Below are 12127 nucleotides of genomic sequence, written 5' to 3'. Positions count from 1 at the left end.
CCCGTTCTATCAGATCATGATTTGGATTGGATTAGGAGGGGGGTTCTATTTGCGATAGGAGTTGGGCCGAAACTTGACTCTATAGAGAAGAGCTTTGCTCGTTTGTTTCAATTTCCACCTTGACACTTTTCACTATTGGGTCTAACTCTATCATGTACCCGCTCTGCCATCGGCATCGGGCTTTGAGACTGGCCTCTTCGGGAGGGCAGCCGCTCTAGCATAGGCGATAACAAGCCACAGCTAGAGCGTTAGCTTATGGGGCGGCGCAGCTATGCGCCGCTCTTTTTCTATTTCTGCCTTGAAAACCCGATCCGAGACGATGCCGAAGTTTGCGTCTTCCGATCCTTGACTTGGCAAGATCAAGGTTCAGCATAGCCCAAGGCGCGGACGTTCAGGCCGCCGGTCCTGGGATCGCGGGAGAAGAACAGGCCGCCCTGCCGGCCCGATCGGGAGGGCAGGTAGTCGAGGCGAAGTTCGGCGGATTCCACGGTCCCGTCGGGCGCCGTGAACTCGCCGCCGACCGTGACTTCGGAGGCGGCGCTGCCGCCCTCGTTGAAGGCGCTGATCTGGACCAGCCAGCCGTTCCGCTGCTCGATCACGCGAACGACTTCGACCCGGATATCGGGAGGAGAGTCGCCGTTGACCATGCCGGTCCACACCAGGAAACCGATGGCTCCGGCCACCATCAGCGCTCCGATGCTGCCCAGTAGCCATTCCAGAGCGGGGATTTCCGTACGCCCGGTATCGCTGCTTCCGTTCATGGATCGGTTCACAGGATCAGGCGGGCGGCCGCGGCGCCCAATGCTGCGGGGAAACCCAGCACCAGGGTCACCTTGACCAGCTCCAGCAACCCTAGACCGTCGGTGCGGCCGAAGGTCCACAGCACATAGAGGCTGATCAGCAGGGACAGGGCGTAGGCGACCATCGTCAGGCGCAGGAATTCGCTGGTGAAGGGAACGTCCTCCCCCCGCCGCGTCGTGCCCCTGAACTCGACGGCATAGACGAAGGCGTGCATCAGCAGGAGGGAGGCGGCGACAAGGGCGATCGCATGCCATTCCGTCATCATCAGCCCGATCAGGACCATCTCGTCGGTCGGGGCGACATTGAAGGCCATGAACATGGCGCCGATGCCGGCCAGGAACAGTTCGCCTGCGTAGGTGTCGCGCCGCGCCTCCTCGACCTCCTCGTCCGGATCGCCATCTCCGGAGTCCTCATCGTCGCCGCGCGCGCCCAGCTGGCTGCGCGCCAGCATGGCGCCGATGGCGCCGGGTATGGCCTGGAGCACGACCTTTCCGACCAGTTCGTCGGGCGAGTTGCCGGCCTGAAGGACGTGAAGCAGGGCCAGGACGAGGGCGGAAGCGATGAAGCCCACGGCCAGTGCGGCAAAGGCATCAAGGGTGAGGTCCAGCGGGCCGTCGGCGCGCTCGAACCCGGCGTAGTGGGACAGCACGGCCAGGACGGGAACGGTCAGAACCAGGAACAGGACCAGCCGGAAGCGGTCCATGTAGAAGCCCAGCCACCACATCTCCATCGTCATCATCAGCGGCAACGAGAAGACGATAGCCCCGCCGAACGCCCGCGCGCTGGCGATCGCGAAATCCCTGTTGGCCTTCCGGTCCCATATCATGCCGGCAGATGGCAAGATCTCCCGCTCCCCATGCAGACGCTCCTCGTGATGGAAAGCGCGCTTCGGCAGCCGGGTTCCCCATACCCGTATTGGGTAGTCCAGATTTTCTAGACAGGTTCCAGCAAACTCGACTATGCGGCGGTGCTAAACATGCCGCCGAGGAGGGACGCGCCGAGGCAAACGCTGGGATCATGCCGATTTTTCTACCCCTTTCGAAAGTGGCACGAGGCTTGCTGATATAGGATGCATCGGCGGAACGAGACGGACTGCCGACCAAGTTCAAACAAACCCTTGATCAGCGGAGAGCATCATGACCAACAACATCGGCGTCGAGCAGAGCGGCAAGTCGGGTGGTGACGCGTTCGGCCACTCCACCTCGGGCTCCTCGGCTCTCGGCGGCGCCGGCCTCGGCAGCGCCTCGGCCTTCGGCGGCTACGGCGGCGGTTCGGCCGGCGCGGAAGCCTCGGGCTTCGGCGGCGACGCCGGCTCCAACTCGGGCGCCCAGGGCGCGCTGGGCGGCGACGTCAGCGACAACACCTCGATCGGCTCGATCACGATCAACTCCTGATCACGATCGGGTCCGGGCCTGGCCCGGATCATGAAGAAGGCGCGGCACCCGGTCGGGGGCCGCGCCTTTTTCCGTTGTTTTTCCCGCTGTGCCGCGTCCCGCAGTTACGGGCTGTGGCTGTGGGCCGCCGTGTCCTCCGGACCGCGCGGACGCGCTCCCGCCTTATCGAAGCCGCGCCGGATCGAGTAGAAGATGAACGCCACCGCGAGCGCGAAAACGATCAGCCCAAGGGAATAGAAAGTGCTGTCGGTCGCCCGCGACGCCACGAACAGCCCCAGGATGCCGATCACACCGACTATGCCGTTCGCGATCCATGTTCCGATTTGATCCATCATCCGCTCCTTTTGGTCTTTTCCGCTGGTCTGCCGATATGGGCAAGGCCGCATGACGCCGCCCGCCAAGCCGATCTTCTAATAGGGAAATACGGCGCGCCGTGCAATCACCCGCCCGATATCCCGGAGACAGACAGGACGGCCGGTAGTTCCATGACGAAGGACGTTCCCCGGCCACTGGTTTCCGCCAAGCGGATGTCGCCGCCATGGGTGCGGGCGACTTCGCGCGCGATGGCGAGGCCGAGGCCGGTGCCTCCGGCACGGGCGGAACCGGCGAAGGGCAGGAACAGGTTTTCCCGCGCGCGGGGCGGCAGTCCGGGACCGTTATCGGTGACGGTGAGTTCCAGCCGGTCGCCCTCGCCGCTGCCGGCGGAGACGGTGATTTCGGTGGCGCCTGCCTCCAGCGCGTTGCGGCCCAGGTTGATCAGGGCGCGCGACAGCTGCTCGCGGTCGGCTTCCACGATCACGCCGTCGCCGACGCGGTTGATCCAGCGGACGCCGGCATCCCCGGCACGCGGCGTCAGTTCGGTCCCGACCTCGTCCACCAGCTCGGCCAGCGGAATCCGGGAACGGCGGAGCGGCAGCACGCCGTCGCGGGAATAGGCCAGCGTCTGGCTGCACAGCTCGACCGCGCGGTCGATCGACTGCATCAGGCGGGGGGTCACGCGGCGAACCTCCGGATCGTCGCTCGACGCGAGACGTTCGGACACCAGGGCCGCGGTGGACAGGATGTTGCGGAGGTCGTGGTTGATCTTGGTGACCGCCGTGCCGAGCGCGGCCAGCCGTTCCTTCTGCCGGAGCGCCGCGCGGAGGCTGGCCTGCATGTCGATCAGCTCGCGCTGGGCCATGCCGATCTCGTCGGCGCGGGACGTGTGCGGCAGGGTCGCGGCAGGGTCCTCGGGGTCGCGGCGGAAAGCCATCATGCTGGCGGTGATCCGCCGCATCGGGCGGACCATCAGGGCATTGAGGCTGAGGAAGACGAGGCCGGCGGTGATCAGCGATATCATCACCGACAGCAGCAGGATGCGGCCGGCGAAATCGATGATGTCGGCGCGGAGCGGCGCCTCGTCGAGCACCAGCTCGACGGTGGCGCGGGAGTCCTTGGGCGAGGCTCCGACGATCTTGATCACCCGGTCGTCATGCCGGACCAGCACGCGGAGCGCGTCGCCGACCAGGTCGAACCACATGGACCGGCGCAGGTCGTAGGTTTGGGCGGCCGGCGGCACGGCCGAGACGCCGAGCATGTAGATGCGTTCGTCCGGCATCACCAGATCGACGGCGTAGGCGCCGACATGGGCCAGCAGTTTCTGCTCGAGTTCCCGCGTCACCATCTGGTCGGGCGCCGCCTCGATCGTCAGCGCCGCCAGATGACCGGCGGCCATTCGGCCTTCCAGCCAGGACTCGCGGAATCGTGCGACCGACGGCGCGAAGATCAGCACTTCGGCCAGCATGACGAATAGAACGGTCATCACCAGCAGCTTGGCCGACAGGCTGCCGCGAAGGCTGCGCGATTTCATGGGTTTGGCCGGCGATCCGCTCCGTTGGACAGGCGGACAGCTTATACCGGTATAGCGCGCAAAATGAACCGGGTTAGCACCGGGGCGATGCTGTTTCAGCCGAACCAGGACAGGAAGCGAACGAGGCCCCGGGTCCGGCCGCTGAACAGCTTGGGCGTGTAGAAGGATCCGGCTGCCCGCTTGCCGGCCTCCCCCAGCGTCGGATAAGGGGCGATCATCGATGCGATGGCCCCGATCTTCAGCTTCTGCGAAATGGCGAGGCACCAGACCTGGATCAATTCCCCGGCATGGGGACCGACGATGGAGGCGCCGAGAATGCGTCCGTTCGGCAGGGTCAGCACCTTGACCTTGCCCTCGGTCTCCCGCTCCGCCTGGGCGCGGTCGTTCTCATCGAAGTTCCAGGTGAGGACGCGGATATCCTTGTGCGATTCACGCGCCTCGGATTCGGTCAGGCCGACATGGGCCAGTTCCGGATCGGTATAGGTCACCCAAGGCAGCGCCGAGTAATCGACCTTGGCCGGCAGGCGGAACAGCGCGTTCCGGATCACGATGCCGGCATGGTAGCCGGCGATGTGGGTGAACTGCGGTCCGCCGGCAACGTCGCCGACCGCGAAGACGCGGCGGTTGGTGGTGCGGAGACGGGCGTCGGTCGTGACGCCCTTGGAAGAAAACTCGATCCCGGCGGCTTCGAGGCCGAGACCGTCGACATTGGCTTGGCGGCCGGCTGCCACCAGCAGGTCGGAGCCTTCGATCCGGCTGCCGTCGGCAAGAACGGCGGCGATGCCGTTGCCGTGTCGTTCCACTCGAGCGATATCGGCGTCCTCGCGCAGACCGACGCCGTCGGCGACAAGGCGGTCGCGGACCACGGCGACGAGATCGGGGTCGTCCTTGGGCAGGATGCTGCCTTTCTGGAGGACGGTGACTTCGGCGCCGAGGCGGCGGTGCGCCTGCGCCATCTCCACCCCGATGGGACCGCCGCCGATCACGATCAGGTGCTCCGGCGCCGCTTTCCGCTCGAAGATCGTCTCGTTGGTCAGGAAGGGAACGTCGTCCAGGCCGGGGATGGGAGGATGGGAGGCGCGCGATCCAGTCGCCAGCACGAAGCGGCGGGCCTTGATCGCGGTGCCGCCGGCTTCCACCGTGTCGGGAGCGGTGAAGCGGGCGTCGGCCTGGATGACCTTGACCCCGAGACCCTCGAACCGCTCGACGGAATCGTTGGGCGCTATCGCGGCGATAACGCCGTGGATGTGGTCGTGGACCCGGCCGAAATCGATCTGCGGCTCATGACCGTTGACGCCGAACCGTCCGGCGTGGCGGACGGTATCGGCGGCCCTTCCCGCCGCAATCATCGATTTGGAAGGAACGCAGCCGTAGTTCAGGCAATCGCCGCCCATGGCGCCGCGCTCGATCAGCACGGTGGAGGCTCCCATCTGGGCGGCGCCGGCTGCGACCGACAGCCCGCCGGAACCGGCACCGATGACGCAGATGTCCGTTTCGATGGTTGCCATGGTCACGCCTTTCCCTTGAACTTCTTGTAGACCACCGGGATCAGGGCCAGGAGCGACAGGCCGATGATCGGCAGCAGGATTTCCGGTTCGAAGATGATCCGCAGGTCCGGGGTGCCGCCGGCGTCGAAGACGGCTCCCAGCCCGTTGCCGACGGACGCGTAGACGAAGCAGCCCGGAATGATGCCGACGAAGGTGCCGAGCGCATAGGTCGTCAGCGGCACGCCCAGGAAGGCCGGCACCAGATTGACCAGCCAGAACGGAAACAGCGGGACCAGCCGCAGGACCAGCAGATAGCTGAGGGCGTTTTCACGGAAGCCCGCTTCCAGACGGCCGATCCAGGGACCGGCACGGCGGCGCAGACCCTCGCCGAAGGCGGTACGGGCGGCGAGGAAGACGCCGACGGCCCCGACCGTCGCACCGATCACGACGAAGAGGCCGCCAAGCCAGGTTCCGAACAGAAAGCCGCCGGCGATGGTCAGGACCAAGGCGCCGGGGATCGAGAAGGCGACGGCCAGCGCGTAGACGGCCATGAAGGCGAGCGGCGCCGTTACCGGATGAGCATCGACGAAGCCCTTGAGGAAATCGCGGTTTTCCGCCAGCGCTCCGAAGCTGAGATAATGATGGAGGCCCAGAGCGAAGAAGGCCACGAGCCCGGCGGCGAGGGCCGCCAGGGGCAGGAAGCGTCCGGCGCTTCTCTTGTCCGTCGTTCGTTCGGTGGCGGCCATCGGGCATCCATTCTGCAATGACGAAAGCGTCCTGCCAGAGGTAGCATCGGGGCCGATCACCGGCCAGTCACCTTGCCGTGAGCTTTCCGTGCGCCTCCGGTTATCCAAGTCAACTGGATGAACCGCTACGGAGTTTCCCGATATGGCTGAGAAGAAGGAGCGCCGACGGACCGAAGTGGTCGAGCATGGCAATATCTGGTTCATCTACCGCCCCAAGGTCCGGGCGGAAGACGAGCCGGAACAGGATGTGGACGGCATCGGCGATGTCGAGCGCTTCCACATGGTGCTCCGGCCGGATGCCCGGTCAGGGGGTGCTGCCCGCTTCCGCCTGATGACGATCGGCGCCAAGCGGCTTCCCGATACCGGCGAGCATGAACGGAACTGGGGCTTCGTCGATCTGGTGGCAAAATCGGCCAGGCAGGTGACCGAGGCGCTGGGCGAGGATCATTATGACACGAAGACGCGCGGCGAGCGCGTACGTCCTGCCGCGCGCCCGGCCGGCGAAGGGGTGTACGTGCTGGCGCGGACGGGAAGCAAGATGCACCTGGCGTATGCGCTGGAGCTTCCCGACAAGCCGGGACCGGTCCAGAAGCAGCTCAACATCGAGCCGGAGGCGAGCTTCGCGCTCTCGATCAAGAACCCGGAGAAGGGATCGCCGCGCAATACCGGACTGGACAGCGCGGAAAAGGCCGATTACCCGGACAAGCTTCAGGAGGAATTTCGCGACCGCCGTTTCGCGACCGAAGACCCGCGCCTGCTGGACTACGAGGGCGCCCAGTTCATCCTGATCGGAGCCGGCAGCGACGTGAAGCGCGACCTTGGCATCGACCTGGAGCCGGAGGACGAGACCGAGGGGACGGCTGACATCTTCAAGCAGCTCCGGCTGTCCAAGGGCAAGCACGCGATCGAGCCGCTGCTGAAGGGCGAATGGCGCTGACGGGCTTGCGTGGGGTGGTGATAGGGAAGACCATAAGGCATGGCTGGAGATATCGTCATGCCAACGGCATCCTTATACGATATTGATTATTATGCATGGACACTTGAGCAGGCTGCCATCTTACGCGAGTTGACGCCTAAGCATCCCGACATGCCCCTCGACCATCTGCGGTTAGCCGATGAAGTCGAAGGCTTGGGAAAGAGCTGTCTGCGGGCGGTATTGGAACTTCATCAGCAGATCGTCACCCATCTGCTCAAGATCCAGTTCGCGGCGATCCGGACGCCGGTGCGGCACTGGCAGCGCGAGATCATAAACTTCCGGCTTCAATTGGCGGAAGACCTGACGCCGTCGCTGGAGCGGAAGCTGGTGGAGACGCTGCCGACGCGTTATGGCCTTGCCCGCAACCGCGCCATCGACGGGCTGGAATGCGATCAGCCGGATATCGCGGATATCCTGCCCCGCGACCTGCCCTATACCCTGGATCAGGTGCTGGGGCGCGGCGCCCACGCCGGCTGGCTGCCAGCCGAACCTGCGGATTTCACCGCTTCCCGCTGAAACTTCCGCTCAACTGCCGTTGACTCTCGGGCACCCTGCCCCTATACAGCGTGCTCGTTTTTCCAGTCCTTATGTTTCAACGGAGTGTGTCGTGAAACGCACGTACCAGCCGAGTAAGATCGTGCGCAAGCACCGGCACGGTTTTCGCGCCCGTATGGCTACCGTCGGTGGCCGCCGGGTTCTGTCCGCCCGCCGGGCCAAGGGCCGCAAGCGTCTGAGCGCTTAAGGTCAGATGCCGCCGGAATCGAGTGCGTCCGGCGTCGGGCGCCTCAAGCGGCGGCCGGAATTTCTGGCTGTAGCCGGTGCCCGCCGCAAGTGGGTAGCTCCCGGCCTGATCTTGCAAGCCCGCCGCCATGACGATCGCCAGCATCCCGATGCAGGCGAGGCGTCTTTGCGTGTGGGCTTCACGGCCAGCAAGAAGGTCGGCAACGCTGTAGCCCGTAACCGGGCGAAGCGCAGGCTGCGCGAACTCGCGCGGGAGATTCTGGCTGTCCACGGCTTGCCGGACAACGACTATGTGCTGATAGCGCGCGGCGAAACGCTGGTGCGCCCCTGGCCCGACCTGAAGCAGGATCTTACGACCTGTCTGAAGCGGCTGAAGGTCTGGCGCGCCGTGCCACCGCCGGCGGAGCCTTGACCCGGTGCGGCCTGATATGACCATATCTCCCGTGGCATGGCTGCTGCGCGCGATGGTTACGGCGTACCAGTGGACCTTGGCTCCGATTCTGGGCAACAACTGCCGTTTCGAACCAAGCTGTTCCAACTACGCTCTGGAAGCGCTATCTAAGCACGGCGCGATCCGTGGCGGCTTGCTGGCCGCCTGGCGAATCCTGCGGTGCAATCCGTGGGGCGGAGCGGGCTGGGACCCGGTACCGGATACCGGTCACCATAAGAACGATAATATTCATAACAGATGCGACCACGGCAGGGACTGACCAGGATCCATGACTGACCAGCGCAACCTCCTCGTGGCGATCCTGCTGTCGATCGTCATCCTGCTCGGATTTCAGTACTTCTACGAAATCCCGCGCATGGAACAGCGCAAGGCGGAACTGGCGCAGCAGCGCGCGGAAGAACAAGCCCGGCTGCCCGCTCCGACCACTCCGGACGGTGTCACCGCTCCCGGTTCGCCCGTTCCGATCCCTGGCGCCACGGCGCCGGCCATCGGCGCTCCGCGCGACCGCGCCGAGATCGTCGCCGCCGGCCAGCGCGTCAAGATCGACACGCCCCGCCTTCACGGCACCATCTCGACCGTCGGCGCCCGCGTCGACGACCTGACGCTGGCCGATTACCATGTGACGCCCGATCCGGGCAGTCCGGAAATCGTCCTGCTGTCGCCCGCCGGGACCAGCCAGCCCTACTACGCCGAATTCGGCTGGGTGCCGGCCGCCGAGACCAAGCAGCCGGTGCCGGGCCAGAACACGCAGTGGTCGGCCCCCGCCGATTCGCTGACGCCCGACCGCCCGGTCACGATGACCTGGGACAACGGCCAGGGACTGGTGTTCGAGAAGACCTTCACGGTCGATCAGAACTACCTGTTCACGGTTACCCAGCGGGTCCGCAACAACACCGGCGAGCCGGTGGCGATGGTCCCCTACGGCCTGATCTCCCGCCACGGCATTCCGCCGACGCTCGGCTACTATATCCTGCACGAAGGCCCGCTGGGCGTCTTCAACGGCACCCTGCACGAGCACAAGTACGGCGATATCAAGGAAGACGGCAACATCAGCTACCAGAGCACCGGTGGCTGGATGGGCATCACCGACAAGTATTGGCTGGTGTCGCTGGTTCCGGACCAGAACGCCGCGGTCGACGCACGGGTGCGTCATACGACCGCCAACGGGCAGGATCGTTTCCAGGTCGACTACACCGGTCAGGCCATCACCGTGGCTCCCGGCCAGAGCGCCGAGACGACCAACCGCCTGTTCGCCGGCGCCAAGCAGGTCAAGCTGCTGGACGCCTATGCCGAGCAGTACGGCATCAAGAATTTCGACCTCGCGATCGACTTCGGCTGGTTCTACTTCCTGACCAAGCCATTCTTCTACGCGCTCGATTTCCTCGGCACGCTGTTCGGCAACTTCGGCGTCGCGATCCTGGTGCTGACCGTCTTCGTCAAGGCGGCCTTCTTCCCCCTGGCCAACAAGTCCTACAAGGCCATGAGCAAGATGAAGGCCTTGCAGCCGGAGATGACCAAGATCCGCGAGCGGTTCGGCGACGACCGCCAGCGGATGAGCCAGGAGATGATGGCGCTGTACAAGCGCGAGAAGGCCAACCCGGTCAGCGGCTGCCTGCCGATCGTCATCCAGATCCCGGTGTTCTTCGCGCTCTACAAGGTGCTTTTCGTCACCATCGAGATGCGTCACGCACCGTTCTTCGGCTGGATCCACGATCTTTCCGCCCCCGATCCGACGACCATCTTCAACCTGTTCGGGCTGATCCCCTGGACGCCGCCGACCATGCTGCAACTCGGCGTCTGGCCGATCATCATGGGCATCACCATGTTCCTTCAGCAGAAGCTGAACCCGGCGCCGCCCGATCCGGTGCAGGCGAAGGTCTTCATGGCGCTGCCTTTCGTGTTCACCTTCATGCTGGCCAGCTTCCCGGCCGGTCTGGTGATCTACTGGGCCTGGAACAACTCGCTGTCGATCCTCCAGCAATGGCTGATCATGCGGCGAATGGGCGTCAAGGTCTAAGCCGGACCATTTACCGACAGCGCCGCCTCGGGAAACCGCGGCGGCGCTTGTCGTTTCAGCTTCTAGAGAGATGAGATCATGAGCGACAGCGTGACTGGCCAGATCATTCCGACACTGATGCCCGAACAGGACGAAGCCGGCATGGAGCGGGGCCGGCTGCTGTTCGCCCAGGAATGCAACTTCATCTGGGGCGCCGCCGATCAGGCCAACCTGCCGGAAGCGTCCCTGCCGGAGATCGCCTTCGCCGGCCGCTCCAATGTCGGCAAGTCCAGCCTCGTCAACGCGCTGACGGGGCGGAAGACGCTGGCCCGCACGTCGAACACGCCGGGCCGCACCCAGCAGCTCAACTTCTTCGATTTGGGCGGCAGGATGATCCTGGTCGATCTGCCCGGCTACGGCTATGCCAAGGAATCGAAGACCAAGGTCAACGCCTGGACGAAGCTGGTGAAGAACTATCTGCGCGGCCGGGTGACGCTGCGCCGGATCTGCCTGCTGATCGACGGCCGCCACGGGCTGAAGCCCAACGACATCGAGATCATGGACATGCTGGACAAGTCGGCCGTGCCGTACCAGATCGTCCTGACCAAGATGGACAAGGTCAAGAAGGCCGATCAGGCCGAAGTGCGGGAAAAGACCGCCGCAGGCCTGAAGAAGCACGCCGCCGCCCATCCGGAGGTCGCCTTCACCAGTGCGGAAGACGGGACCGGCGTCGCGGAACTCCGCGCCAGCCTGGCGACGCTGGCGGACTCCTGAGGCGGCTTTCGTTCCGTGGATTCGGAGTGTTGCGGTTGAATCACTTGCATTGGGAAACGCGTCTGTCGCAAAACCGGGCCTAGCAGGCATCGTCCCTTTGACTTAGAGTCCCGCGCCATGAGCGAACCGAACGACACCCCCGCCACGCCCCAGCTTACCCGCGAGGAATGGCTCGCCAAGGCCCGGACGCTGTCCGAAGCCCTTCCCTATATGCGCCGGTATTCCGGCCGTACATTCGTGATCAAGTACGGCGGTCACGCGATGGGCGACGAATCGCTGGGCGAGCTGTTCGCACGCGACGTCGTGCTGCTGAAGCAGGTCGGCATCAACCCCGTGGTCGTCCACGGCGGCGGGCCGCAGATCGGCGCGATGCTCAACCGGCTGAAGATCAACAGCTCGTTCGTCGATGGCCTGCGGGTGACGGACAAGGAAACGGTCGACATCGTCGAGATGGTCCTGTCCGGCTCGATCAACAAGCAGATCGTCTCCGCCATCAACAACCAGGGCGGCAAGGCCGTCGGTCTGTCCGGCAAGGACGCCAACCTGATCAGCGCCCGCAAGCTGCGCCGCACCCAGCGCGACACCGACAGCAACATCGAGAACATCCTCGACCTCGGTTTCGTCGGCGAGCCGTATCAGGTCAACCCTCAGATCCTCGAAACCTTCGAAAAGTCCGATATCATCCCGGTGATCGCCCCGATCGGGGTGGGACGCAACGGCGAGACATACAACATCAACGCCGACACCGCCGCCGGCGCCGTGGCGGCAGCACTAGGCGCCACCCGCCTGTTCCTGCTGACGGACGTCGCCGGCGTGCTGGACAAGCAGAAGAACCTGATCTCCGACATGTCGCTGGAAGACGCGCGCGGCTACATGACCGACGGCACGATCAGCGGCGGCATGATCCCGAAG

Annotated in this window: 15 protein-coding genes; 9 read left to right on the top strand and 6 right to left on the bottom strand. The window is 64.9% G+C overall.

The window, feature by feature from the left end:
• Positions 1–359 precede the first annotated feature (359 nt).
• Both AC5JJ6_RS22480 and AC5JJ6_RS22475 read right to left on the bottom strand, forming a co-directional pair.
• The gene (locus AC5JJ6_RS22480; protein WP_496044203.1) at positions 360–761 is read right to left on the bottom strand and encodes a hypothetical protein; all 402 of its coding nucleotides are present in this window, start codon (positions 759–761) and stop codon (positions 360–362) included.
• An 8-nt stretch (positions 762–769) separates the two neighbouring features.
• Positions 770–1642, bottom strand: a complete 873-nt coding sequence (locus tag AC5JJ6_RS22475) for a TIGR02587 family membrane protein (RefSeq protein WP_496044202.1) — start codon at positions 1640–1642, stop codon at positions 770–772.
• A 295-nt stretch (positions 1643–1937) separates the two neighbouring features.
• On the opposite strand from AC5JJ6_RS22475, the gene AC5JJ6_RS22470 reads away from it, so the two are divergent.
• Positions 1938–2195: a hypothetical protein gene (locus AC5JJ6_RS22470; RefSeq protein WP_496044201.1), complete on the top strand. Its 258-nt coding sequence runs from the start codon at positions 1938–1940 to the stop codon at positions 2193–2195.
• Between the two features lie 104 nt (positions 2196–2299).
• On the opposite strand, the gene AC5JJ6_RS22465 is transcribed toward AC5JJ6_RS22470, so the two are convergent.
• From AC5JJ6_RS22465 to AC5JJ6_RS22450, 4 genes are all read right to left on the bottom strand, one after another.
• Positions 2300–2527: a hypothetical protein gene (locus AC5JJ6_RS22465; RefSeq protein ID WP_496044200.1), complete on the bottom strand. Its 228-nt coding sequence runs from the start codon at positions 2525–2527 to the stop codon at positions 2300–2302.
• A gap of 107 nt (positions 2528–2634) precedes the next feature.
• A complete protein-coding gene (locus AC5JJ6_RS22460; RefSeq protein WP_496044199.1) occupies positions 2635–4044 on the bottom strand; it encodes a sensor histidine kinase in 1410 nt (469 codons plus the stop codon).
• 95 nt (positions 4045–4139) lie between these two features.
• Positions 4140–5552 (bottom strand): dihydrolipoyl dehydrogenase family protein, encoded by a 1413-nt coding sequence (locus tag AC5JJ6_RS22455; protein ID WP_496044198.1) that lies wholly within the window; start codon positions 5550–5552, stop codon positions 4140–4142.
• Between the two features lie 2 nt (positions 5553–5554).
• Complete coding sequence (locus AC5JJ6_RS22450) at positions 5555–6277, bottom strand: TVP38/TMEM64 family protein (protein ID WP_496044197.1); 723 nt, start codon at positions 6275–6277, stop codon at positions 5555–5557.
• A 142-nt stretch (positions 6278–6419) separates the two neighbouring features.
• Here AC5JJ6_RS22450 and AC5JJ6_RS22445 point away from each other — a divergent pair, with 142 nt between their 5' ends.
• The 8 genes from AC5JJ6_RS22445 to argB all read left to right on the top strand — a co-directional run.
• Complete coding sequence (locus AC5JJ6_RS22445) at positions 6420–7214, top strand: hypothetical protein (RefSeq protein WP_496044196.1); 795 nt, start codon at positions 6420–6422, stop codon at positions 7212–7214.
• A gap of 39 nt (positions 7215–7253) precedes the next feature.
• Complete coding sequence (locus tag AC5JJ6_RS22440; protein ID WP_496044195.1) at positions 7254–7769, top strand: DUF29 domain-containing protein; 516 nt, start codon at positions 7254–7256, stop codon at positions 7767–7769.
• A 91-nt stretch (positions 7770–7860) separates the two neighbouring features.
• Positions 7861–7995: a 50S ribosomal protein L34 gene (gene rpmH / locus AC5JJ6_RS22435; protein WP_084720933.1), complete on the top strand. Its 135-nt coding sequence runs from the start codon at positions 7861–7863 to the stop codon at positions 7993–7995.
• A 6-nt stretch (positions 7996–8001) separates the two neighbouring features.
• Positions 8002–8406 (top strand): ribonuclease P protein component, encoded by a 405-nt coding sequence (rnpA, locus tag AC5JJ6_RS22430; protein ID WP_496044194.1) that lies wholly within the window; start codon positions 8002–8004, stop codon positions 8404–8406.
• Positions 8407–8422: 16 nt separating this feature from the next.
• Positions 8423–8704 (top strand): membrane protein insertion efficiency factor YidD, encoded by a 282-nt coding sequence (gene yidD / locus AC5JJ6_RS22425; RefSeq protein WP_044431791.1) that lies wholly within the window; start codon positions 8423–8425, stop codon positions 8702–8704.
• Between the two features lie 9 nt (positions 8705–8713).
• Positions 8714–10462, top strand: a complete 1749-nt coding sequence (gene yidC / locus AC5JJ6_RS22420) for a membrane protein insertase YidC (protein WP_496044193.1) — start codon at positions 8714–8716, stop codon at positions 10460–10462.
• A 78-nt stretch (positions 10463–10540) separates the two neighbouring features.
• The gene (yihA, locus tag AC5JJ6_RS22415) at positions 10541–11215 is read left to right on the top strand and encodes a ribosome biogenesis GTP-binding protein YihA/YsxC (RefSeq protein WP_496044192.1); all 675 of its coding nucleotides are present in this window, start codon (positions 10541–10543) and stop codon (positions 11213–11215) included.
• A 117-nt stretch (positions 11216–11332) separates the two neighbouring features.
• Positions 11333–12127, top strand: a 795-nt coding sequence (gene argB / locus AC5JJ6_RS22410) for an acetylglutamate kinase (protein WP_496044191.1), incomplete at its 3' end; no start/stop codon positions are given.

The organism is Skermanella sp., from assembly GCF_059503625.1.
The sequence above is the reverse complement of the archived record's forward strand: the minus strand, read 5'-3'. Positions and strand labels throughout refer to the sequence as shown.

Coding starts and splice junctions, on each gene's coding strand:
- yidC (WP_496044193.1), top strand. CDS start 8,714: ATGACTGACCAGCGCAACCTCCTCGTGGCGATCCTGCTGTCGATCGTC.
- rnpA (WP_496044194.1), top strand. CDS start 8,002: ATGCCGCCGGAATCGAGTGCGTCCGGCGTCGGGCGCCTCAAGCGGCGG.
- yidD (WP_044431791.1), top strand. CDS start 8,423: ATGACCATATCTCCCGTGGCATGGCTGCTGCGCGCGATGGTTACGGCG.
- AC5JJ6_RS22480 (WP_496044203.1), bottom strand. CDS start 761: ATGAACGGAAGCAGCGATACCGGGCGTACGGAAATCCCCGCTCTGGAA.
- AC5JJ6_RS22460 (WP_496044199.1), bottom strand. CDS start 4,044: ATGAAATCGCGCAGCCTTCGCGGCAGCCTGTCGGCCAAGCTGCTGGTG.
- AC5JJ6_RS22440 (WP_496044195.1), top strand. CDS start 7,254: ATGGCTGGAGATATCGTCATGCCAACGGCATCCTTATACGATATTGAT.
- AC5JJ6_RS22450 (WP_496044197.1), bottom strand. CDS start 6,277: ATGGCCGCCACCGAACGAACGACGGACAAGAGAAGCGCCGGACGCTTC.
- AC5JJ6_RS22465 (WP_496044200.1), bottom strand. CDS start 2,527: ATGGATCAAATCGGAACATGGATCGCGAACGGCATAGTCGGTGTGATC.
- AC5JJ6_RS22445 (WP_496044196.1), top strand. CDS start 6,420: ATGGCTGAGAAGAAGGAGCGCCGACGGACCGAAGTGGTCGAGCATGGC.
- yihA (WP_496044192.1), top strand. CDS start 10,541: ATGAGCGACAGCGTGACTGGCCAGATCATTCCGACACTGATGCCCGAA.
- AC5JJ6_RS22470 (WP_496044201.1), top strand. CDS start 1,938: ATGACCAACAACATCGGCGTCGAGCAGAGCGGCAAGTCGGGTGGTGAC.
- AC5JJ6_RS22455 (WP_496044198.1), bottom strand. CDS start 5,552: ATGGCAACCATCGAAACGGACATCTGCGTCATCGGTGCCGGTTCCGGC.